Consider the following 22,084-nt stretch of genomic DNA (forward strand, 5'->3'; position numbering starts at 1 on the left):
ATTATAAAAGGAGTAGTTATGAACATTAACATTACTGGTGATGGTTTAGAATTAACCGCTGCAATCCAAGAACATGTCAAAGAACGTTTAAGCAAAATCGAGCGCCATCGTGATCAAATCACTCAAGTGGACGTGGTGCTATCTGTGGAAAACAAACGCCAAAAAGCTGAAATCAGCATGAATGTTCCCCATGCGGCAGACATTAATGCAGAAGCTACAACCGATGATCTCTATGTATCGATTGATGAAGCCGTCAATAAGCTTGAAAAGCAATATCTGAAAATGAAAGATAAAGCGATGACGCTTCAACGTCAACGTCAAGAACACGAGAAAGAAGCACTTGAGACTGACGAAGAATAATTGCACATTCTCTTAAAACCTTAAAAATGGTACTCTGTTTTTAAGGTTTTTTTATGCGCGTTAATTTTAGGAATCATGAATAAAATCATCATCGGCTGTGGACTCTTGCTGTGCACAGCTTTGGGCATTTTTTGGCAAAGTCAGCACATTGCTTCTGTGCATGACCCTATGGCGCCGCGCCTTTGGCTAAAATCTCATCAGCGTCTTGATGGGGCAAAGCGCACGTTAATCAGTGAGGATGCGCTATGCTTTAGTCAGGATGAATTTGCCAAAATTTTCTCAGTGGATAAAGATTCAGCGCAGTTGGCGCAATTTTGTGACAATTTGATTGAAAATCACCGAGATGGGTATAAAATTTCCGGCACTTGTCAAAATGTCTCGGCGCGCTTTTTTGTGAAGGTTTTACTGAAGCATCAGCCCCATCAAAAAGTGTGGCAACGGACGATTTTTGACAAAGATCATGCTGTATTGCAGCAAGAAACAATTACATTTAAAGAGCGAGGCGCTTGTCATGTTTCCGATTGAGGAATCAGCTAAACATTTAGTGGTGGGTTTTGGGATCACGGGCTTATCTTTGGTCAAAGCCTTAAAAGAGCTTGGGGCAGCCCATATCTATGCGATGGATTCAAGAGATGCACCGCCGAATCATTCAGAGATTGCAGCATTGGGTGCAGATTGTCATGTCGGTGGCTTTTGTGCAGCTTGGCTCGATGAGTGTGATTATTTATGGTTAAGTCCAGGTGTGCCGCTAGCAACGCCTGAATTGCAAAGTTGTTTAGCTCGTTTGCCACAAGATCACATCGGCGGAGACATTGAGCTTTTTGCGCATCTGACACAAGGTCAAACGATTGTGGGCATTACAGGGACAAATGGTAAAAGTACCGTGACAACATTGGTGGCGGACATTTTAGCGAAAGATGATCGCGCTGTATTTGTGGGCGGCAATCTGGGTGAACCTGCGCTCAATTTATGGTTAAACGCTAAGGCGCAAGGTGCCATTCAGCCTGTGTATGTGTTAGAGCTTTCAAGCTTTCAATTAGAAACCACAGAGCATTTAGATGTGACAGTGGCGGCGATTTTGAATTTAGCGCCGGATCATTTAGATCGCTATCGTGATTTTGACCATTATGCACATTCTAAATTTAAATTATTGCACATGGCCAAACAATCGGTGGTGAATGTAGATGATGCCTATTTAATGGATTATGTGTCTCATCAATCCTTGAGCACAACAACATTTAGCCTTAAAAATGATGCCGCCACTTGGCACATGCAATGGCAAAACGGATTGCCCATTGCCATTACCGATGGTGACATCGCCATTGACCTTGCCAACATTAGCCTTGGCGGATTGCACAACTACGCAAATGTGATGGCCGCATGCGCCATTACCCGTGCCTTGGGTGTTAAAGAAGCGGCGCTTCGTGATGCCATTGCCCATTATCAAGCGTTGCCGCACCGCTGCGCATTGGTGGCTGTGATCGATGGCGTGCGTTATCACAATGACTCAAAGGCCACCAATTTACCCTCAACGGTTGCAGCCATTGAAGGATTTTTAGAGCCTAAATGGCTCATTTTAGGCGGCGTGACCAAAGATCAGGACTTTTCCGAATTAAAAACATTATTAGATGATGACAATATGCTTGGCGTGTATTTGATCGGTGAGGACATTTCCTCCATCACGCCGCACATTCCTGTCACGTGCGAGTCTGTTTATAGTCGTGATTTACAAAGTGCTGTCACAGCCATTGCAAAACGTGCCAAAGCAGGCGAAGTGGTGTTGTTTTCACCAGCCTGTGCAAGTTTTGATCAATTCAAAAGTTTTAATGACCGTGGTGAGCATTTTGAGCGCTACGTTCGTGCATTAGTGAAGGAGCCTTATGTTTAACGAAGCCCTGCGCGTGCCAAAACGTGTGTATGTGGATCCATGGTTGATTAGCGCCGTAACGGTGTTATTGGTGATCGGTATTTTAATGGTGACCTCGGCCTCATCCTACACCACAGAACGCTATGAAGTGATCTGGTATCACTATACGCGTCAACAGGCCATCTTCATTGTGGGCGGCATTTTTTTGGGCTGGGTGGCGTTTTGTATGCGTTTGACGTTTTGGCGCAACATGCACTTTGTGGCCGGTTTTGCAGCGGCAATTTTATTGGCATTGGTATTGATTCCGGGGATTGGGCGCGAGATCAACGGTTCGATGCGTTGGATTCCGATAGGTCCCATTAACTTTCAGCCCTCAGAGATGGCTAAGCTTTTGATCTTTATCTATGTGGCAGCTTTTTTAGATGCCCATTATCAAAAATTACGTAAAGAATGGGTGCATTTAGGCTCTATTTTGCTGGTGTTGGGATTTTATGGCGTGCTATTGCTCCTTGAGCCGGACTTTGGTTCAACGGTGGTGATGCTTGGCGTGGGTTTAAGCATGGTGTTCATTGCAGGGGTTTCGATGCGAAACTTTTTAGTGGTGATCATTGCAACGGTCAGCGGTATGTTATTTGTACTGTTTAGCGCATCCTATCGCGTGGCACGTTTAAAGACCTTCTTAAATCCGTGGGATGATCAATATGGCGAAGGCTTTCAGCTCATCAACTCCTTAATGGCCATTGGCCGCGGTGAATGGATGGGCGTGGGCATTGGTGAAGGGGTTCAAAAATTGGGCTATCTACCCGAATCCCATACAGACTTTATTTTTGCAGTCTATGCAGAAGAGACAGGATTGCTTGGCGTGGTGATTTTGATCGCCATCTTTACCATTTTATTGTCTCGCGCATTCATCATCGGTAAACGTGCTGAGTTTTGCAATATGCGCTTTGGTGCCTATTTAAGTTATGGCATTGGCATGTGGATTGTGGGACAAGCCTTTATTAATTTAGCAGTGGCGATGGGGCGTTTACCCACGAAGGGATTGACCTTGCCTTTATTGAGTTATGGTGGCTCTAGCATTGTGACTTTATTGATTGCCATTGGCATTTTATGTCGCATTGATGTGGAGTCGCAGCACGAGTTGATTAAACGAACACAAGTAAAGGTGGAGAAAGATGAAGCAAACAGCGAAGCAGGTTGATGTGGTCATCATGGCAGGCGGCACGGGCGGACACATCTTCCCAGGGCTTGCGGTGGCAGAAAAATTACGCGCACAAGGTTACAGCGTGGCTTGGCTTGGCGCGCATGGTTTAGAGACAACATTGGTGCCTAAACATAACATTGAGCTCTATTCATTGAGCATTAAGGGTTTACGCGGCAATGGTTTAAAAGGTTGGTTGATGTTGCCCTTTAAAATGCTCAAAGCAGTGCGGGAAGCAAAAGCCATTTTAAGAGCATTGTCTCCAAAATGTGTGATTGGCTTTGGCGGCTTTGCATCAGGGCCCGGGGGATTGGCCGCCAATACTTTAAAAATTCCACTCATGATTCATGAGCAAAATGCAGTGCCGGGCATGACCAATCGTTATTTGGCGAAAATGAGCCAACATGTGATGACGGGCTTTCCGTTGCCAGAATGGGCCAACAGTCAATATGTTGGCAATCCTGTGCGTGAGGCACTGTTTAAATTGCCGGAAATTTCAGCACGTTTTGCAGATCGTGATGCAAAAACGTTGCGTGTCTTGGTGGTGGGCGGCTCGCAAGGCTCACGCTTTTTAAACACCATCGTGCCCACTGTGATTGCAGGTTCAAAACGTAACATTGCAGTGTGGCATCAAACGGGACAAAAGCTCTTTGACGAAGCGAATGCAAGTTGGCAGAAAACAGGCATAACGCCATTACGCATGGCTCCTTTCATTGAGGATATGGATCAAGCATACGCGTGGGCGGACATCATCATTTGTCGAGCAGGCGCGTTGACTTTAGCGGAATTGACAGCAGTGGGGCTTGGCAGCATTTTGATTCCATTGCCAACGGCGGTAGATGATCATCAGCGTAAAAATGCCGCGTTCTTGGTTCAAAGCGATGCAGCGTATTGCATTGATGAAAAAACTTTTGATGCACAACAGATGATTACGATTTTGGATGGCATAACACTTGAACGCGCCCAAGAAATGGCGGAAAATGCACACAAAAATGCGAAACCCAAGGCAGTGGATGAAATTGCTGAGGCAATTGAGCGTACTTTCTAGTCCTCAATTTATTTAAAAAGGATGTTATTTTGACACAGACAATGCACTACAAACGCGCAGGTAACATGCGCCGAATCAATCGTATTCATTTCATCGGTATTGGTGGCACAGGGATGTGTGGGATTGCCGAGGTGTGTTTGAATCTTGGTTATGAGGTGACAGGTTCAGACATTAATTTATCCACCACCGTTGAGCACTTGATTGCTTTAGGTGCCTTGGTGAAGATTGGCCATGATGCCAGTCATGTGGTGGGCGCTGATGTTGTTGTGGTTTCAACGGCTGTGCACAATGACAATCCTGAAGTGGTGGCGGCAAAAGAGTTTGGCATTCCGATCATTGCACGTGCGCAAATGCTTGGCGAATTGATGCGCTTTCATTATGGCATTGCAGTGGCGGGTACACATGGTAAAACCACCACAACAAGTTTATTGGCATCGATTTTAGAAGAAGCGGGGCTTGATCCCACGTTTGTGGTGGGCGGTCGTTTTAATAAGTCCAATAATTTATCGAGCTCACAATTGGGCTTAGGTGAATACTTTGTGGCAGAAGCCGATGAATCTGACGCCTCCTTCCTTTATTTGCGTCCCATGGCAGCGATTGTCACCAACATCGATAAAGATCATATGTCCACTTATGATGGCGACTTTAATACGCTTAAACAGACATTTGTGAACTTTTTGCATCATTTACCTTTTTATGGTTTAGTGGTGATGTGTGTGGATAATGCGGGTGTGCGTGAGATCATTCCTGCTTTGCAGCGCCCGGTGATCACATATGGTGAATCAGAAGATGCTGATTTCCAATTGTTGGAATATCGCTCGAATAAAATGAGCACGGAGTTTTTGGTGAAAACGCCCTTTGGTGTGAGCGAATTTACGGTGGCATTGCCTGGTAAACACAGTGCCTTAAACAGCATTGCAGCCATTGCCATTGCCACAGATTTAGGGGTGAGTGCCCCTGCGATTCGTCGTGGTTTGATGAAATTTAAAGGCGTGGGTCGCCGTTTTCAATTCCATCCGGATGTGCCCTTAAAAACCGGTGGCAATGTCTCTGTGATGGAAGATTATGGCCATCATCCAACTGAAATTCAGAGCGTGATGAATGCCTTGACAGAAGCGTATCCTAAAAAACGTGTGGTATTGGCATTTCAACCCCACCGTTATTCACGCACAGAAGAGTTGTTTGATGAGTTTGTGGCGGTGTTGAAAAACTATCCGGACATGATTTTAACGGACATTTATCCGGCCGGTGAGCAGCCTAAAGATGGCGTGAGCATTGATAAATTGATTGCGGCGATTGAAGCAGCAGCTGGGCATAAAGTGAATTTTGCACCAACATTACAAGATATTCGAACGGTCTATCAAGGCATGGCAAAAGAAGATGATCTCATCGTGATGATGGGCGCAGGCAGCATTGGCGGCATTGCCGCAAACTTTTATAAGGGAGGCGCACTCTAATGACAATCGATGTCAATCAATTTGGTAAAGTGGCGGTATTGTTGGGCGGAGAATCCTCTGAGCGTCAAGTCTCTTTGTGGTCCGGTGAGGCGGTATTGGCCGCATTAAAACGTCAAGGTGTGGATGCATATGGCATCGATCCAAGTGAAGTGAACATTGCCGCGTATCTGCCTGAACATGGTTTTGATCGCGTGATGAACAGCTTACATGGCGGTGCGGGTGAAGATGGCACCATTCAAGCGGTGCTGGATTATTTGAAGATTCCGTACACAGGCAGCGGCACATTGGGTTGTGCGGTGGGCATGGATAAAGTCTTCACCAAAGCGATTTGGCAAGCGAAAGGTTTGCCAGTGTTGCAAACCTATGAGATGCACAATGAGGCCGATGTGGCGCATGTCGCGAGCTTAGGGATTTTTCCATTGGCAGTGAAGCCAAGCGCAGATGGTTCTAGCGTTGGTGTCAGCAAAGTTGAGCGCGCAGAAGATCTTTTGGCCGCTTGGCACAATGCAAAAGGGAAAAGTGGCTTGGTGTTTGCAGAGCCTTGGATCATTGGGAAAGGTGAATACACATGTGGTATTTTAAATGACCAAGCATTGCCATTGATCCGCATGGAAACCGATTTAACGTTTTATGATTTTGACGCCAAATATTTGCGTGATGATACGCGTTATTTTTGTCCGTGCGGTTTAGATGAAGCCAAAGAGCAAGAGATTCGCACTTTGTGTGAACAGGCTTTTCACGCTGTGGGCGGAAAAAGCTGGGGGCGCGTGGATCTTGTGTTAGATGCACAAGGTTTGCCTTGGTTGTTAGAGGTGAACATGTCGCCTGGCATGACGGGACACTCATTGGTGCCGATGGCGGCCAATGCTGTGGGAATGAATTATGATGCCCTTTGCATCGAAATATTAAAGACAACTTTATAATTGATGAAGCATGCCAAATCTGTTGGTGCCGAGCGCATCAATACGCCCAATGACACTTGGACATGGGCTCGTAAAAAGCGCGGGGCACATTATAAAAAGCCATTTCAATGGGGCGAAATGTTTCGCGCCATTTTGCGTCACATTCGTTTTGCCATTGTGGTTTTAACGGTGATTGTGGTGTGCACATCGCCCATATGGGGCTGGATGTATTTGTCTGTCAATAATCTATTTCCTGTGAAAAATGTGATGTTTCATACCATTAATGGCCCTGAGCATTATGTGGTGGGGAATCATAAACAGCGCATCATCAATGAGTTGATGGGGCAAAACTTGGTCAGCTATGATTTAATGCAACAGCGCGATCAATTACTGGCTCATCCTTGGGTGAAAACAGCTCATGTGGTGCGCCATTGGCCTGAATCCATTGAGTTGTTGATTGAAGAGCGCCGTCCGGTTGCCATGTGGAATGATCTATATTTGATTGAAGCCGATGGTGAGATTTTTGAGCCCGATCTGATTCCAAATGTCAATTGGATCAACCTAGTTGGGCCAGAGGCTCAGCGCATGAAAATGCTCGATGGCATGAAGCAGATCACACAAGAGATGCGCACCATTGGTCTTAAAGTGGATAAAATTATTCTCGATTATCGAGGTGCTTGGACCATCATTCTAGAAAATAATGTAGAATTGTATTTAGGTTCAAGTTTATTTGAAGAAAGGTTAAGAAGATTTGTTTTGCACTATCCTTCTTCGATTCGAGCAAAAATGGATAGCATCATGGCGATCGATTTTCGATATGATCATGGATATGCATTGAAATGGAAACAGTAAAGTTATGGCAGATAATAAACAAGTCGTGAATGAAGAAAAGCCAAGCTTAGTGGTTGGTTTAGACATCGGGACCAGCAAAGTGTTGGCAGTGGTGGCAGAAGTGAATGATCAGCATGTGATCATTCGTGGATTGAGCCGCCAAAAAACATATGGCGTTAATGCCGGTGAAATCTCGGACATTGAACAGGTGGCTGCGGCGGTTAAAAATGCAATCACCGATTTAGAGCAGCAAAGTGAATGCAAAATTTATTCGCTCTCAGCATCGTTGTCTGGTAAGCACATTGAGTGCTATGAAACCGGCGGTATGGTGCCGATTAATCGCAAGGAAGTGACGTATAAAGATAAGCAAGATGTGTTAACCGCAGCTTATGATATGGCGCTGCCTCAGGGCTCTGAAATCATCAATATGATTCCTCAAGAGTATGAGATTGATAAGCAAAAAGGCATCACCAATCCCATTGGCATGGCGGGCATTCGCTTAGCGGTCAAAGCATTAGCAATCGCTGCAGCGAGCAATGCGTTAGACAATACACGTAAATGTATCCGTCGCTGTAATTTTGATGTGGATCACTTCGTGTTTCAAGGGTTGGCCTCAGCCATTGCTGTTTTAACAGAAGATGAAAAACGCTTAGGCGTCTGTTTAGTGGACATTGGCAGTGGCACTTTAGATTTAGCCATTTACATCAATGGTCAATTAAAAGATGTGGTGAGCATTCCATTTGGTGGTGACTTTGTCACCATGGACATTGCCCGCGTGATGCATATGAGTACGGACCTTGCAGAAAGCTTTAAAGTCAAATATGGTTCAGCGAGCGTTGATCGCGTGCCTCATGGTGAGATGGTGAGCATGCCAGTGCATCAAGGTGTAAAAACCGTCTCGCGTGCTGATTTAGCTGCCATCATCGAGCCACGCTATGATGATTTCTTTGGGCTCATTCGTCAAACCCTCAAAAGCAACTATTATGATCACATGTTAGGGGCAGGGCTTGTCTTTACAGGGGGCGCTGCTAATATTGATGGTTTCGTGGATGCTGCGATCAGCTATTTTGACCAACCGGTGCGTGTTGGGTATGTGAAAAATGTGCAGCTTGATCCAAAACTGCGTGAAAAAAATATCAATATTAGTGATCCAGAGTATGCAAATGTGATAGGATTGCTAAGAACGCAGCAAGAATATTTGATACATCATCGTGGGCTGATTGAAGAGGCACCGAAGTTGACCTTCCTTCAAAAAGTCAAAAAGGGGCTAAAGCAATATTTTTAATATTTAAGAATATTTTGCTATAATGGCGTGAATTTTATTTTTTATGGGGTTTTATAGATGCCAGTTTTTGAATTACACCAAGACTTTGAAGACCAAAAACCAATTATAAAAATTATTGGCGTTGGTGGCGCTGGTGGCAACGCTGTAACTCATATGGTTGATTCAGGTTTAAAAGGTGTTCACTTTTTATCCGCTAATACTGACTCGCAAGCACTTAAAAAAACCAAAGCAGAAATCATGATCCAATTGGGATCATCATTGACCAAAGGTTTAGGTGCTGGTGCAAACCCTGAGATCGGTCGTCAAGCCGCTCTAGAAGATAAAGAGCGCATCAAAGAAGCATTAGATGGTGCGAACATGGTTTTTGTGGCAGCCGGCATGGGCGGTGGTACCGGAACAGGTGCTGCACCAGTGATTGCTGAAATTGCCCGCGAGATGGGTATTTTGACCGTTGCTGTGGTTTCAAGACCATTTAGCTTTGAAGGTAAAAAACGCGAAAAAGCCGCCAATGATGGTTTAAAAGTATTGGCAGATCATGTGGATTCTTTGATCACCATTCCAAACGAACGTTTATTAACAGTGTTGGGTAAAACAGCCAGTTTAGTTGAAGCATTTGCGGCGGCTAACAATGTGTTGTACAACGCTGTGCAAGGCATCTCTGAGAGCATCATTAAGCCAGGTTTAATCAACCTTGACTTTAATGACGTGAAAACAGTGATGAGCCAGCAAGGCATGGCGATGATGGGCGTTGGCTCAGCATCCGGTGACAATCGTGCGCGTGAAGCGACACAAGAAGCCATTGCTTCGCCATTGTTAGACAACATTAACTTAGCGGGCGCTAAGGGTATTTTAGTGAACATTACAGGTGGCATGGGCCTCTCCATTGGTGAATACAATGAAGTGGGTCAAATGATCAGTGAATATGCATCGGATGATGCCACTGTGATCATTGGTACAGCCATTGAAGAAGAGTTGGGTGATGAATTACGTGTCACCATTATTGCGACTGGTTTAGATGCACCAAAAGACACCACAACGGCACCAACCACACGTCGCCGTGTTGCGGCAACTGTGGAGGAGCAGGAGGAAGAGCATCCTGTCGAGCGTCGCGGTTCTCAGCAAGACAAATTGTTTGGTGAAATCTTAGATATTCCCGCCTTTTTGAGAAAGCAATCAAATTAATGATTAAGCAAAGAACGTTAAAACAGACCATTTCAACCGTTGGCATCGGTTTACATTCAGGGAAGAAAGTCTCCTTGACATTGCATCCTATGCCGGTTGATTTTGGGATTCAATTCAAACGCAGTGACATGCCTAACAGTACGCCATTTAAAGTGTCTGCTGAAGGTGTGATCGAGACCATGCTTGCCACGAAAATTGCAAGTGGTCCGGACTCAAAAGAAACTGTGTCCACCGTTGAACACTTGATGGCAGCCCTTGCTGCTTTCGGGATTGACAACGTGTTGATTGAAGTGAGTGCTGCAGAAGTGCCCATTATGGATGGCAGTTCCGCACCATTTGTTTACTTATTGCAATCAGCGGGCACCGTTGATCAAGAGGCGCCAAAGCGTTTCATTAAAATTAAGAAAACAGTGAGCGTTAAAGAAGATGATAAAGTGGCAAAATTAGAGCCATACAATGGCTTTGCCTTAGACTTTACCATCAACTTTAATCATCCTGTTTTAAATCGTACCGGCGATCATGTTGCGTGTGATTTTTCTGCAAAAGTTTTCATCGAAGAGTTTTCACGCGCGCGAACTTTTGGTTTCATGCGTGACTTTGAAAAGATGCGCGAATATAACTTAGGTTTAGGTGGCAGTTTAGACAATGCCATTGTGGTAGATGATTACCGCATTTTAAACGAAGGTGGTTTGCGTTATCCAGATGAATTTGTGCGTCATAAATTGTTGGATGCGGTCGGTGACTTATATCAATTGGGTTATCCGATTTTAGGTAAATTTGTGGGCTATAAGGCAGGGCATCGATTGAACAATCTTTTGATTCGTGAATTGATGAGCCAGCCAGATGCATATGAATGGGTGACATGCGAAGAAGAAGAGTTCTCTATTTTTGCACAATTTACATTGCCAACATTTGTACACGCTTAAATATTTTCTTTTTCTAACTTTTGTAGTAGAATGAGATGTTATTTTTGTGCTTCTCTATGTATCGTGTCTCTATATTTTAAAAGAAGTACTGTGTTATTTAATTATTGATATTTTTAGGATTTTTATTTTATGGTTACAATTCGTTTAGCACGTGGTGGATCTAAGAAGCGCCCTTTCTATCAAGTCGTTGCTGCAGACAGCAGAAATGTTGCAACAGGTCGTTATATTGAACGTTTAGGTTTCTTTAACCCAATCGCTTCAGGTCAAGAAGAACGTGTACGCATTGATATGGATCGTTTAAACTATTGGAAAGGTGTGGGTGCACAACCAACTGATCGTGTTAAACAATTAATTAACGAGTTAAACAAAAAAGCTCAATAATTAATTTTGAATAATAGAAATACCTCATTCGCTCGAGTGAGGTTTTTTTTTGAAGGCGATTTATATGGACAATCACGATAAAATTGTTGTGGGTAAAATTAACGGTTTTTACGGCCTAAAAGGTTTTGTGAAAGTATTTTCTGAAACGCGCCCAAGAGATGCCATCTTTGACTATGATCATCTATATGTCTTCAGAAATAATGAGTGGCAAACATTGGTGGTGGAAAAGGCACAATATGCGGGTAAAAGCTTGGTGATCAAGTTTGAAGGCTTCATTGATCGCACTGCCATTGAACCTTATTATGGCCTACAGCTGTTCATTGAGCGCGATCAATTAGAAGATCTCAAAGAAGGCGAATTTTACTGGGCAGATTTATTGGGCATTACAGTTAAAAATACTGAAGGTCATATCTTTGGTGAAGTGTCTGAGTTTTTAGAAACGGGCGCAAATGATGTGATGATCGTGAAAAAAGGTGGTGCAACCACATTGATTCCTTTCACGCGTGGTCATGCCATTTTAGATGTGGACTTGGAAAATCGTGTCATTTTAGTGGATTGGGATGAAGATGATCTTTGATGTCATCACGCTTTTTCCTGAATTGATTGAGGGTTACTGTGAGCTTGGTGTTGTCGGGCGTGCCCATCAAAAGGGCAGCATTGAAACCCGTTGCTGGAATCCTCGTCAATACACCACAGACATTCATCATACGGTGGATGATCGCCCATATGGTGGTGGTCCTGGCATGGTGATGAAGTATCAGCCTTTAAAAGATGCTTTTGATGAGATTACCAAAACCCGTCAAGCACGCGGTTATCGCATTTATCTCTCGCCGCGCGGTCGATTATTGGATCAACAACTGGTGCAAAAATTGTCTGAGCAGTCTCACATTGTATTGTTGTGCGGTCGGTATGAAGGTGTGGATGAGCGGATCATTGACAGCGAAATCGATTTAGAATTATCCATTGGTGATTATGTATTGTCCGGCGGTGAGTTGGCGGCAAATGTAGTGATCGATTCAGTGGCGCGCTTGTTACCGGATGTATTATCCAATCATGAATCCTTTGAGCAGGATTCTTTTAGCAATGGTTTATTGGATTGCCCGCATTATACGCGCCCAGAAGAGATTAACGGCATGCGTGTGCCGGATGTTTTATTGTCCGGCAATCATAAAAACATTGCCAAATGGCGAGCAGAGCGCTCTTTAGCGGATACTCAAGAACGTCGTCCGGATTTATGGGAAAAATTAAATCTCCACACGAAGTAAATCGTGGGCTAAGTGGCTGTTTGGAAAGATGGATCTGCATTCATCAATCAATTGCTGCTGTAATGTTTGATTGTAATAACGTGAGCTGATGTGGGTCATATAAAGTTTACCCACATTGGCTTTGTGTGCAGTTGTCGCTGTTTGTACAGTTGTTGAGTGAGCACGCTGTAACGCGAGCTCTTCAAACTCTGCTGCGTATGTGGTTTCATGCACCATAAAATCAGCATCTTTGGCAATGGTGATGGCATTATCGCAAGGATAAGTGTCCCCAAAGATGACCACCGTTTTTCCTTCGCGATGCGGATGATGTTCCTCAATGCGATAGGCAAACGATTGTACTCGGTGCTGTAATTCAATGGCAGTGACGCGAATGGTGTCATCTTCAAACACAGTAAACGGCTGACTTGGATCGCTGCTGGGTGTCAATTCCACAATTTCAAAGGGAAAGAGCATAAAGGATTCAGAAATCTCGATTACGGTTTCTAAAATTTTACGGATGCCTTTAGGTCCATACAGCGTCAATGGCTTTTGGCAGCCGGACATTGAACGGCTTGTTAAAAACCCAAAGAGCCCAAAGATATGGTCACCATGCAAATGAGTGATGAAAATTTTAGAAATTTTGGGCAATGTGATGCCCGTTAATTGACTATTATTTTTAGATTCTTGCTGTTGTAACCGTTGAATTTGATGGCCTGTTGCCTCGCCGCAATCAAATAGCCACATCTCATGACGTTCTTTGGTTAAATCTAAAACCATACTGGTGACGTTGCGTTGTAAAGATGGACGGCCAGCGCCGGTGCCTAAGAATGTGAGATTCATGCGAGTGCCCTGAGTTGACGGATTTGGGCATTATAACAGAATTTAAAATCTCAGGTTTGATTGAGGTGCTGCCCATAGATTGCTATAGTATGCGACTTTTAATGATACAAATGGCATAAAAGATGGCGAAAAAACCACAAAAACCTGTGACCCCACAAGATTTATCCCGCTTGTGGACGCAATTTCAACGACGTCCCTTACAAACGGTCGCGATGATCGTCTTTGCATTAATTGCCTCATTTTTTGGTGGCAAAACCATCATCGAGCAGAGTGACAAAGGTGACTCGCGTGACGTGCAAACCTTTGCAAAAGCCAAAACCAAATTGATCAAACTCTATAAAGAAAATCCCAACATCAAAGAGTTTTATTGTGGATGTGATTTCACTTATGAAGAGCGTAAATCGAGCTTGGATTTTAAAAAGTGTGGCTATCAAGTGCGTAATCAAAGCAACATTGCCCGGGCTAATCGCATTGAGTGGGAACATGTGATGCCGGCCCATAACTTTGGTAAAAACTTACAGTGTTGGCAAGAGGGCGGCCGTAAAAATTGCCAAGATTATGCCAAATTTAATGTGATGGAAGGCGATATGCACAATTTGCAGCCTGCCATCGGCGAGGTCAATGGTGATCGCTCTAATTTCCGTTACAGTGAGTTTACAAAGCGCTTTGGTCAGTATGGCAAATGCCATTTTGCTGTGGATCCTAAAAAGCGCCAAGTGCAGCCACGCAATGAGATCAAAGGCGTGATTGCCCGCACTTATTTATACATGGAAGCGCGTTATGGCATCAAAGTGGCTGAGCAAGAGAAAAAACTCATGAATGAGTGGAATCGCGCGTATCCTGTAGATGCTTGGGAATGCCGTCGCAATGAGATCATCGCTAAAATGCAAGGCAATGATAATCCATTTATCACTTCGCAATGTAAAAAGTAAAGCAATGTCAGTTTTTTTAAGCTTCAACAAAGGCGCTGTATGGCGCTTTTTGTTGATTTGTCGATGTATTTTGTCAAACTTAGATAGAGATGTTCTATAATATAAAAGTTAAATTGCGTAAAGTGCGAGGTTGTCTGAATGTGGGCACTTTGATTTAAAGCAATTTTTTATAAATTATATGATGGTTGAGCACTATATTATGAGATTTTTCAGTACCATAACGGAACGATCACTTTAGGTTCGATCATAGAATTGACAGTCATTTATAACAAATTAGGGTATCGAGAGTCATCCATGAAACAGCAAACATTATTGATAAAAATGTTACTCGCCTTAGCCCCCGTTGCCATCGGGTCGCTAGCCTTTTCTGAAGAAAAAAAAGAATTTGTGCCATCGACGGAGCCTGTGTTTAATACCGCCCAAGCGAAACCGAATATTCATATGGTGCTTGATGATTCAGGATCAATGAAATCACGAGATATTTTAGATCGCCCAGGTGGTCGGTATATATTGCGAACTAAAGCATTAGACGATGCTGTACAAAGTTTATTATATAAATATCGTGACAAAGCATATTTGGGCATTACTTTAATCTATCAATATCGTAATGAATCTGGATTGATTCAACTGCCTTTAGATGATTATTCAAAAATGAGTGAATATGATTTTAAATGGGATGTGATTGACAGAATTTCAAGATTATTAGAACGCTCTCCGGGCAATACACCCATTCGTCCTGCGGTTTACGATACATTGAAAATGTTTCGAGGCATGCCAGTGTCTGCGCGTGGTGGGATGAACGCGAATGGTACCATTCAATATGAGTCATATCGAGCTAGATATTATGAGGGCAGACAATTAGAAACACCATTAAGATATCGTTGTCAGCAAAATCATATGATTGTGATGACAGATGGACAACCCTATGGTGATACCTCTGTGGGCATTGCTGAGGTTGATAGGCATTTATTTGGTCGTTTTGTCAATTCTTTAAATACCAATACAGATGTGATCAGTAATGGTGTGATTTTAAGCAGCTCAGTTGAACTGGGTAGATTTGGTTCGACATTGGGTTATATTGCCGCCAATACAGATTTACGTGATGCATTTAAACCAAAACTATTGGGTTTAGATCAATGGCGTAGAGAAGTTTGGGGCATTAAAGATAAGGATGATGCAGGTAAAGATTGGCATGATGAATTTTCAACCAAAATGCCCATTACAGTGCACAGTGTGAGTTTGTACATTAAGCCCACAGCAGATGTTTATACGGAATTAACCAGTGCCAGTAAAGGGATGAATTTAGGGTTTGAAAAAAATAAGGGAACGGCTCAAGATCTTTTATTGGCCTTTGATACGATTTTCTCTGCTATTATCAAAAGTACCAGTAGTACGAAAGCCATGAATGATAAGGCGAATGCTGATATTTTATTTGGTGCGCCTAAGAGAGGTGATTTGTCATCCATGGGTGCCATTCGATATGATACAACATATAACTTTAGACAACGATTCGGCACCATTCGTGCCATGGTGCCTTATATCAGTGACTGGACTGAAGATGCTTCAGGCAAAAAAATCCCGCAAGTAGATGCGGCAGGTAAGCCAAAACAGGCAACTTTAGAGTTATGGAATACAGATCAAACGGTTAAAAGTAATCAGGGCCGATACGTTACATTAGGCGGACTTTTGAGCGATGATCGATCCATTCGTGCCATGAATGAAATTTATAAAAAGGCATATCCTGATTCAGGTAACAATTATGACAGAACATATGTGACATGGTTGACAGATCATGAGGTGACAACACATGCACACAATTTACGTGGGCGTTTAACACCCATTGGCAGTGTGACAAACTCAGACATTAAATTGGCGAATAAAGATGAATTGTATATTGATATTACGCCTAAAAAAATGGGTAATGAGTTAAGAGAAAATTTGGTTCAATGGTTGTTGTTTAAAGCGAAAAATCAACCGGTAAATCATTTGGTTGTGGGTGATAATAATGGCTTTATTAACTTTATTAATGCAGAAAGAGGACTAGCCAGAGGTTATCGAGCAGGTGAACGCAATACAGCCTATTTCCCAAAAATGTTGGCCAGCAGAATTGATGATATTGCTAAAGTGAATCGTTCAGCAACGTTGGTGATGGAAGGACGAACCAATTTTGTGGATGCCAAAGTGGGTGCAAATCAATATGCAACCATTGGTTTAACATCTATGGGCAGTGGTGGTAAAGGGCTGGTGGGTTACAGCATCTTTGAGGGCACAACCAATAATGGTAAATTGTTTACCGCTACATCCACTCAAATTAAACCATTGTTTGAAATCATTAACGAAGGACCTACAGAGTTTAGAACCAAAGGTTTTGAAAATTTAGGCTATACGTATTCAGGTTTTGAGTTTTTTAACAAAACCTCGCCATTAAATGGTGTCAGAGTGGGTCAAGCCGTTGCTGTATTTGGCAATGGCTTTGGTGCAAAAAAATCTAGCCTCTATTTCATTGATGCCCATACGGGTGAAAAAATTCGTGAAATTGTTCTCAATCCACAAGGTGGTGGTGCATCAACGCCTTCGATGTTGGTGCGCGCTGAAGGTGCAGGTCAAATGGTGGATCGCATTTATGTGGGCGATTACTCAGGTACACTTTATCGAGTTGATTTTAATGGTAAAGGATTGAAAGATAGTGATGTCACAGTCACCGCTTTATTTAAAGCACCGGAAAAAGGTTTTGGACAATCCGCCATTTCCATTAAACCTTTATTATTGAAAAATGACATCACGGGCAAAGTGACGGTTTATTTCGGTACAGGGATGGCTGCGAGTAAAGAGCTTGATCGTGGTGAAAAATCTTTGGTTGAACACAGTATTTATGCAGTGGTTGACTCTAATCAAACCAGTGCTGCTTCAACAGCAAAAGCAAGCGCAATGAGCTCTAATGCAGCCTCAGTGTTATTGCCTGTCTTAACTCAAAAAGATCTGAGTCCAGGTAATGTTGAATATGCTAATAAGGCTAATGTTAACTATACGGATACAGGAACACATCAATTAGAGATTAAAGCACCTGCTAATGTCGCTAATAAAGATGGATGGTATTTACGTTTGATAGCTGATGGTGAAAAAAGTGGTGAACGCGTCATTCAAGAGCCAAAATATGATGCACGTCATAAAGCGATTACGTTTTCAACATGGGGTGTCCATGAGCGTGAAGGTGGTAAACCCATTGAAGGTCTAGATGATCCCTGTTTATCAGATGCGGCATTTGGTAAATCTTTGGCCATTGATGTGAAAACAGGTGGGGCATCCAATAAAATTGGTTTAAGTAATAAAGGTAAAACCAATAATGCTCCTGGTGGTTTAACAGGTGATGAATTATATGCAGCACCAGAAGGTAACAGCAGCACAAAAATTGATGATATTAAGAAAATTGATTCAAAAGTGGCGGAGGATTTAATCGTCGCAGTGGGTGAAGAGAACAGTACACATGCCACGGACCCTGAAGGTTATGCCGCTTATTGTGAAGGTGATTTAACAGGTGGTTTAGAGTGCGATTTATATGATCGTAGTTTGTTAAATCAGAAAGTCTTAGATCCTAAACGCATCGGCATTCAGAAAATCTTTAGCTTCTAATGATTGACGGCTGAATACAAAAATCCCTTGCCATGGCAAGGGATTTTTTTATGTGTTCATGAAGAGAGAATTAAAAATTGGGTGCGCCAATTTCAGCAAATGCTTCAGCGGTGAGGTTGCGCGGTTGATCATCACAAATGACGATGTTGTCCTCATCACGAATGCCGCCATAGCTCATCATCGGGTTGATGCGCTCAAGATTTAGATGTGGTGCGATCTCAGGATTTTCTAACGCTTGAGTGATCAAGGTGTCATTGAAATAGATGCCGGGCTCAATGGTGAGCACCATATTGTTTTGGAGTGATTGCGTTAGGCGCAGGGTTTTAAAGGTTTCATTACTCTCTTTTAAGGATTTGGCAATGCTTGGCGTATCGTGTGTATTTAAGCCCAATAAATGGCCGATGCCATGTGGGAAGAATACACGCACAATGCCTTTATCCACCGCTTCAGATAAGTCAATGTTTACGATGAATTGATGCTCAATGAGCAATTCACCAATGAGTTTTAACGCATAACGGTGAATGTCCATGTAAGAAACGCCCGCTTTACACTCATCAATCAACGCAAGTTTGATGGTACGCATTTGTTTTAAAAGCGTGATGAAAAATGGATCAGCATCTTCGCCCGGATGGGTGCGCGTAATGTCAGAAATGTAACCATCATACACAGCGCCAGCATCAATTAAGAAACTGTTTAACACAGCCGGCGGCGTTTGATCTAAATCTTGATAGTGCAAAATACTGCCATGATCGTTATAAGCGATGATGTTGCCATATGGTAATTCAGATTCACGCAGCCCTGTGACATCTAAATAATCTAAATTCATCTGAAATTCGCTGATGTATTCACTGAGTGATTCACGCACGGCAACATGGGCAGAGGCCGCACGAATGGAGGCCAATTTCATGCATTCAATTTCAAACTCAGTTTTAATGAGGCGCCAACTGTCGATGGCCATTTTTTGTGTTTGTGTGGCCAGATTGTGGGCAAATTCAGCGGGTACATCAGGTCCTAACCAAACGGTTTTTTGTGTTTGTGTGGCATTGTTTAACGCCGCGAATAAACTGTCTAATGAATCGTGGGGTTCAAGTGTAAACGCTTCTGACCATGGACCAAAGTGCTCTTTAACCTTGAGCCAAAAATCTTTCGGGCGATGGCTATAGAGTGTGCGAGTATCTTTCGTAATCACTAAATATTGATGTGTGCCAATGTCTTCAGGGATCCAATGGCGTAAACTTGCGGGCATTTTGTGGGGAATCTCAATGTCATCATCGTAATAAAAATGAGGCATGCCCGCGGTGAGGATCAAAGCATCTAATTGTTCTGTGGCTAAAAAATCCGCCGCTTTGGCATGAAGTGTGTTTAAGTGATCAAGATAAAGGGACATAAATGGTTTCCTTGAGATGATTGAATGAATCAAAGTGTCATTTAAATGATAATGCACAGGGGCAAAATAACCAACCATCAAAGCGATCACAATGGGAATCTTTGTCGGTGGTTGCAAACCCTGGGGGGCTTTGTGATAAAATGCATTGATTTTGAGTGTACATGCAGTTAATTGTTAAAGTTTAAGGAGCTTTCTTCATGGCAGGTCATAGTAAATGGGCAAATATCCAACATCGTAAAGGCGCACAGGATGCGAAACGCGGTAAAATTTTTACGCGTTTGATCCGCGAAATCACCATCGCGACGCGCATGGCAGGCAATGGTGATCCTGCGAGCAATCCGCGTTTGCGTTTAGCGATGGATAAAGCGTTGTCTAACAACATGTCCAAGGATACGATGGAGCGTGCCATCAAGCGTGGTTTAGGCGGTGATTCTGACAGCGCGCAAGAAGAGATTCGTTATGAAGGTTATGGCCCAGGCGGTGTGGCTGTGATGGTGGATTGTGTGACAGATAACCGTAATCGCACCGCAGGTGAAGTGCGTCATGCCTTTACAAAATGTGGCGGTAATTTAGGCGTGTCTGGCTCTGTTGCTTTCCAATTTACAGAAACAGGCGTATTGTCTTATCCTGAAGGTGCCGATGAAGATGCCATCACAGATGCAGCGATTGAGGCAGGTGCTGATGACATCGTTGTCAATGATGATACTTCCATTGATGTGTTAACCACACCACAAAATTATGCAACGGTTTATAATTTTATGATGGAAAAAGGGTTAGAGCCTGAAGAGTCAGAAGTGACAATGCGTGCGGCCAACAACGTTGCTTTATCATTAGATGATGCTAAGCAAATGATCAAAATGTTAGACATGTTAGAAAATTTAGATGATACGCAAAACGTCTATTCAAATGCTGACATCTCTAGCGAGATTTTGAGTCAACTTTAATTGTGATTATCTTAGGCATTGACCCAGGCAGTCGCATCACTGGTTACGGCGTGATTGAATGGGCCAATCACAAAGCTAAATATATTGACAGTGGTTGCATTCGCATGGATGTGAACGCAACCACCGGCAATCGTTTAAAAACGATTTTTGAAGGGCTTGATCAATTGATCGGGCTCTATCAGCCGGATGTCTTATCCATTGAACAAGTCTTTGTTCATAAAAACCCTCAATCTGCCATTAAGTTAGGGCAAGCACGCGGTGTTGTGATGTGTGCGGCGGCTTTAGCGAATATTGAGATTCATGAATACACACCAACGCGCATTAAACAAACGGTTGTGGGCAATGGCCACGCCACAAAAGAGCAGGTGCAGCATATGGTGGAACATCTATTAAAATTAAGTCGAAAACCGCAAGCAGATGCCGCCGATGCATTGGCCATCGCCTTGACGCATGGTTTTCATGGGCCAATTTTGGGAGTGAAATAAAAAATGATTGCACGCTTAAAGGGATTGATTTGGGAAAAAATGCCACCGAACATTGTGATTTTAGATGTCGGTGGTGTTGGGTATGAGATTGAAGTGCCTGTGTCCACATTTTCCATGTTGCCGAAAGCTGGCGAGAGCACCACATTAGAAATTCAAAACATTGTGCGTGAAGATGCCAGTTTGCTTTATGGTTTTTATACGCAGGCAGAAAAAGAGGCATTTCGCTTATTGATTAAAGTCTCTGGCATTGGGCCAAAGAGTGCGATTGTGATTCTCTCTGGCTTATCAGTCAGTGAATTGTATGAAGTGATATCAAGTGAAGATGTGGCGCGCTTAACGCGTGTGCCAGGCATTGGCAAAAAGACAGCAGAGCGCCTCATTGTAGAATTAAAAGATAAGAGTAAAGGATTGTCTGTTGGGGTTGATCTCTTTAATGGACAAACACCCATGGCTGATCCGACCACAGATGCCGTATTGGCGTTGGCCACATTGGGCTATAAACAGAGCGATGCTGAGAAGATGATTAAAAAGATCGCGCAACCTGCAATGGCGGTGGATGAGCTCATCAAGCTTGCCTTGCAATCCTCTATGAAAAAATAAATGTGCTACTGATAAGGACCCTTATGAAAACAATTTCAAAATTTTTGCTATTGTTCCCTTTGTTTTTTGCGCCGGTGTTGGCAGAAGAGAAAAGTGATCAACCCACTGAATCGACCCCTGTGCAAAAACCTGAGGTGGTCAAACATGTTTATGGACACGATGAACAGGTGGTTTTGCCGCAGCTCAACAATATTCAATTGCACGCGAAATTAGACACGGGTGCAAAAACGGCCTCTTTGAGTGCAAAAGAGATCAAGATTTTCACTAAAAATAAAGAAAAGTGGGTGCGTTTTCAGCTAGAAAAAAACAATAAAACTTATGAATTTCCCATTAAGCGCATGAGCCGCATTAAGAATCGTGAAGGTGAGCGCATGCATGAGGGGGTGCCAACATCATCAGAGCGTCCTGTGATTGAGTTAGAGATCTGTCTTGGCAATCAGCGCAAGAAGATGGAAGTCAATTTACAAGATCGCTCACGCTTTCAATACCCGATATTGATTGGTAAAGTAGGACTGATCAAATTAAAAGCAGTGGTGGATCCCGCGTTGTCTGAAACCACACAACCGAATTGTCAACAATAGA

General features: G+C 43.2%; 22 protein-coding genes. 20 read left to right on the plus strand and 2 right to left on the minus strand.

Translation table 11 applies throughout. The features are described 5' to 3' along the window. Window positions 1–18 precede the first annotated feature (18 nt). The 14 genes from hpf to trmD all read left to right on the plus strand — a co-directional run bounded on the left by hpf (window position 19) and on the right by trmD (window position 12,705). Window positions 19–360, plus strand: coding sequence for a ribosome hibernation-promoting factor, HPF/YfiA family (gene hpf, locus B9T20_RS09705; protein WP_094490860.1), 342 nt, complete (start codon window positions 19–21; stop codon window positions 358–360). 75 nt (window positions 361–435) lie between these two features. Further along, the gene (locus B9T20_RS09710) at window positions 436–885 is read left to right on the plus strand and encodes a hypothetical protein (protein WP_094490861.1); all 450 of its coding nucleotides are present in this window, start codon (window positions 436–438) and stop codon (window positions 883–885) included. Beyond that, window positions 872–2,248: a UDP-N-acetylmuramoyl-L-alanine--D-glutamate ligase gene (gene murD / locus B9T20_RS09715; RefSeq protein ID WP_094490862.1), complete on the plus strand. Its 1,377-nt coding sequence runs from the start codon at window positions 872–874 to the stop codon at window positions 2,246–2,248. The genes B9T20_RS09710 and murD overlap by 14 nt, the downstream gene beginning before the upstream one ends. Then, complete coding sequence (gene ftsW, locus B9T20_RS09720) at window positions 2,241–3,428, plus strand: putative lipid II flippase FtsW (protein ID WP_094490863.1); 1,188 nt, start codon at window positions 2,241–2,243, stop codon at window positions 3,426–3,428. The genes murD and ftsW overlap by 8 nt, the downstream gene beginning before the upstream one ends. After that, the gene (gene murG, locus B9T20_RS09725) at window positions 3,403–4,476 is read left to right on the plus strand and encodes an undecaprenyldiphospho-muramoylpentapeptide beta-N-acetylglucosaminyltransferase (RefSeq protein WP_094490864.1); all 1,074 of its coding nucleotides are present in this window, start codon (window positions 3,403–3,405) and stop codon (window positions 4,474–4,476) included. The genes ftsW and murG overlap by 26 nt, the downstream gene beginning before the upstream one ends. A 41-nt stretch (window positions 4,477–4,517) precedes the next feature. Further along, window positions 4,518–5,933 carry a UDP-N-acetylmuramate--L-alanine ligase gene (gene murC / locus B9T20_RS09730; protein WP_094490865.1) on the plus strand — a complete coding sequence of 472 codons (1,416 nt, stop codon included), beginning with the start codon at window positions 4,518–4,520 and terminating at the stop codon, window positions 5,931–5,933. After that, window positions 5,933–6,856: a D-alanine--D-alanine ligase gene (locus tag B9T20_RS09735; protein ID WP_094490866.1), complete on the plus strand. Its 924-nt coding sequence runs from the start codon at window positions 5,933–5,935 to the stop codon at window positions 6,854–6,856. Before murC ends, B9T20_RS09735 begins: the two co-directional genes overlap by 1 nt. Window positions 6,857–6,859: 3 nt before the next feature. Further along, complete coding sequence (locus B9T20_RS09740; protein ID WP_094490867.1) at window positions 6,860–7,687, plus strand: cell division protein FtsQ/DivIB; 828 nt, start codon at window positions 6,860–6,862, stop codon at window positions 7,685–7,687. Window positions 7,688–7,691: 4 nt separating this feature from the next. Beyond that, entirely contained in the window at window positions 7,692–8,951 is a 1,260-nt protein-coding gene (gene ftsA, locus B9T20_RS09745) for a cell division protein FtsA (protein WP_094490868.1), read from the plus strand. Between the two features lie 57 nt (window positions 8,952–9,008). Beyond that, complete coding sequence (ftsZ, locus tag B9T20_RS09750; protein ID WP_094490869.1) at window positions 9,009–10,133, plus strand: cell division protein FtsZ; 1,125 nt, start codon at window positions 9,009–9,011, stop codon at window positions 10,131–10,133. Further along, window positions 10,133–11,059 (plus strand): UDP-3-O-acyl-N-acetylglucosamine deacetylase, encoded by a 927-nt coding sequence (gene lpxC, locus B9T20_RS09755; RefSeq protein WP_094490870.1) that lies wholly within the window; start codon window positions 10,133–10,135, stop codon window positions 11,057–11,059. Before ftsZ ends, lpxC begins: the two co-directional genes overlap by 1 nt. Window positions 11,060–11,188: 129 nt before the next feature. Then, on the plus strand, window positions 11,189–11,440 hold the full coding sequence (gene rpsP / locus B9T20_RS09760; RefSeq protein WP_008316748.1) for a 30S ribosomal protein S16: 252 nt from the start codon (window positions 11,189–11,191) through the stop codon (window positions 11,438–11,440). Window positions 11,441–11,504: 64 nt separating this feature from the next. After that, complete coding sequence (gene rimM / locus B9T20_RS09765; RefSeq protein ID WP_008316746.1) at window positions 11,505–12,017, plus strand: ribosome maturation factor RimM; 513 nt, start codon at window positions 11,505–11,507, stop codon at window positions 12,015–12,017. Beyond that, window positions 12,007–12,705 (plus strand): tRNA (guanosine(37)-N1)-methyltransferase TrmD, encoded by a 699-nt coding sequence (gene trmD / locus B9T20_RS09770; protein ID WP_199415244.1) that lies wholly within the window; start codon window positions 12,007–12,009, stop codon window positions 12,703–12,705. Before rimM ends, trmD begins: the two co-directional genes overlap by 11 nt. On the opposite strand, the gene B9T20_RS09775 is transcribed toward trmD, so the two are convergent. After that, the gene (locus B9T20_RS09775) at window positions 12,685–13,524 is read right to left on the minus strand and encodes a ribonuclease Z (RefSeq protein WP_094490872.1); all 840 of its coding nucleotides are present in this window, start codon (window positions 13,522–13,524) and stop codon (window positions 12,685–12,687) included. The genes trmD and B9T20_RS09775 overlap by 21 nt on opposite strands. A 122-nt stretch (window positions 13,525–13,646) precedes the next feature. Here B9T20_RS09775 and B9T20_RS09780 point away from each other — a divergent pair, with 122 nt between their 5' ends. Both B9T20_RS09780 and B9T20_RS09785 read left to right on the plus strand, forming a co-directional pair. Continuing rightward, complete coding sequence (locus tag B9T20_RS09780) at window positions 13,647–14,456, plus strand: endonuclease (RefSeq protein ID WP_094490873.1); 810 nt, start codon at window positions 13,647–13,649, stop codon at window positions 14,454–14,456. Between the two features lie 294 nt (window positions 14,457–14,750). Beyond that, complete coding sequence (locus tag B9T20_RS09785; RefSeq protein ID WP_094490874.1) at window positions 14,751–18,086, plus strand: PilC/PilY family type IV pilus protein; 3,336 nt, start codon at window positions 14,751–14,753, stop codon at window positions 18,084–18,086. Between the two features lie 70 nt (window positions 18,087–18,156). Here B9T20_RS09785 and pepQ read toward each other — a convergent pair whose 3' ends face one another. After that, window positions 18,157–19,473, minus strand: coding sequence for a Xaa-Pro dipeptidase (gene pepQ / locus B9T20_RS09790; RefSeq protein ID WP_233491669.1), 1,317 nt, complete (start codon window positions 19,471–19,473; stop codon window positions 18,157–18,159). Between the two features lie 197 nt (window positions 19,474–19,670). Here pepQ and B9T20_RS09795 point away from each other — a divergent pair, with 197 nt between their 5' ends. From B9T20_RS09795 to B9T20_RS09810, 4 genes are read left to right on the plus strand one after another with little or no spacing between them, the layout of a single operon-like run. Then, on the plus strand, window positions 19,671–20,417 hold the full coding sequence (locus tag B9T20_RS09795) for a YebC/PmpR family DNA-binding transcriptional regulator (protein ID WP_094490876.1): 747 nt from the start codon (window positions 19,671–19,673) through the stop codon (window positions 20,415–20,417). Further along, window positions 20,417–20,902, plus strand: coding sequence for a crossover junction endodeoxyribonuclease RuvC (gene ruvC / locus B9T20_RS09800; RefSeq protein ID WP_233491672.1), 486 nt, complete (start codon window positions 20,417–20,419; stop codon window positions 20,900–20,902). The genes B9T20_RS09795 and ruvC overlap by 1 nt, the downstream gene beginning before the upstream one ends. Before the next feature lie 3 nt (window positions 20,903–20,905). Continuing rightward, window positions 20,906–21,502, plus strand: coding sequence for a Holliday junction branch migration protein RuvA (ruvA, locus tag B9T20_RS09805; RefSeq protein ID WP_094490878.1), 597 nt, complete (start codon window positions 20,906–20,908; stop codon window positions 21,500–21,502). A gap of 23 nt (window positions 21,503–21,525) precedes the next feature. After that, entirely contained in the window at window positions 21,526–22,083 is a 558-nt protein-coding gene (locus tag B9T20_RS09810; protein ID WP_008316735.1) for a RimK/LysX family protein, read from the plus strand. The last annotated feature ends 1 nt before the right edge of the window (window position 22,084 follow it).

Origin of the sequence: Wohlfahrtiimonas sp. G9077, from assembly GCF_002252155.1 — a bacterium.
Taxonomy (GTDB): domain Bacteria; phylum Pseudomonadota; class Gammaproteobacteria; order Cardiobacteriales; family Wohlfahrtiimonadaceae; genus Wohlfahrtiimonas.

Excerpts from the sequence above, each read along its gene's own strand:
- hpf (WP_094490860.1), top strand. The coding sequence starts at position 19 with ATGAACATTAACATTACTGGTGATGGTTTAGAATTAACCGCTGCAATC.
- B9T20_RS09710 (WP_094490861.1), top strand. The coding sequence starts at position 436 with ATGAATAAAATCATCATCGGCTGTGGACTCTTGCTGTGCACAGCTTTG.
- murD (WP_094490862.1), top strand. The coding sequence starts at position 872 with ATGTTTCCGATTGAGGAATCAGCTAAACATTTAGTGGTGGGTTTTGGG.
- ftsW (WP_094490863.1), top strand. The coding sequence starts at position 2,241 with ATGTTTAACGAAGCCCTGCGCGTGCCAAAACGTGTGTATGTGGATCCA.
- murG (WP_094490864.1), top strand. The coding sequence starts at position 3,403 with ATGAAGCAAACAGCGAAGCAGGTTGATGTGGTCATCATGGCAGGCGGC.
- murC (WP_094490865.1), top strand. The coding sequence starts at position 4,518 with ATGCACTACAAACGCGCAGGTAACATGCGCCGAATCAATCGTATTCAT.
- B9T20_RS09735 (WP_094490866.1), top strand. The coding sequence starts at position 5,933 with ATGACAATCGATGTCAATCAATTTGGTAAAGTGGCGGTATTGTTGGGC.
- B9T20_RS09740 (WP_094490867.1), top strand. The coding sequence starts at position 6,860 with ATGAAGCATGCCAAATCTGTTGGTGCCGAGCGCATCAATACGCCCAAT.
- ftsA (WP_094490868.1), top strand. The coding sequence starts at position 7,692 with ATGGCAGATAATAAACAAGTCGTGAATGAAGAAAAGCCAAGCTTAGTG.
- ftsZ (WP_094490869.1), top strand. The coding sequence starts at position 9,009 with ATGCCAGTTTTTGAATTACACCAAGACTTTGAAGACCAAAAACCAATT.
- lpxC (WP_094490870.1), top strand. The coding sequence starts at position 10,133 with ATGATTAAGCAAAGAACGTTAAAACAGACCATTTCAACCGTTGGCATC.
- rpsP (WP_008316748.1), top strand. The coding sequence starts at position 11,189 with ATGGTTACAATTCGTTTAGCACGTGGTGGATCTAAGAAGCGCCCTTTC.
- rimM (WP_008316746.1), top strand. The coding sequence starts at position 11,505 with ATGGACAATCACGATAAAATTGTTGTGGGTAAAATTAACGGTTTTTAC.
- trmD (WP_199415244.1), top strand. The coding sequence starts at position 12,007 with ATGATCTTTGATGTCATCACGCTTTTTCCTGAATTGATTGAGGGTTAC.
- B9T20_RS09775 (WP_094490872.1), bottom strand. The coding sequence starts at position 13,524 with ATGAATCTCACATTCTTAGGCACCGGCGCTGGCCGTCCATCTTTACAA.
- B9T20_RS09780 (WP_094490873.1), top strand. The coding sequence starts at position 13,647 with ATGGCGAAAAAACCACAAAAACCTGTGACCCCACAAGATTTATCCCGC.
- B9T20_RS09785 (WP_094490874.1), top strand. The coding sequence starts at position 14,751 with ATGAAACAGCAAACATTATTGATAAAAATGTTACTCGCCTTAGCCCCC.
- pepQ (WP_233491669.1), bottom strand. The coding sequence starts at position 19,473 with ATGTCCCTTTATCTTGATCACTTAAACACACTTCATGCCAAAGCGGCG.
- B9T20_RS09795 (WP_094490876.1), top strand. The coding sequence starts at position 19,671 with ATGGCAGGTCATAGTAAATGGGCAAATATCCAACATCGTAAAGGCGCA.
- ruvA (WP_094490878.1), top strand. The coding sequence starts at position 20,906 with ATGATTGCACGCTTAAAGGGATTGATTTGGGAAAAAATGCCACCGAAC.
- B9T20_RS09810 (WP_008316735.1), top strand. The coding sequence starts at position 21,526 with ATGAAAACAATTTCAAAATTTTTGCTATTGTTCCCTTTGTTTTTTGCG.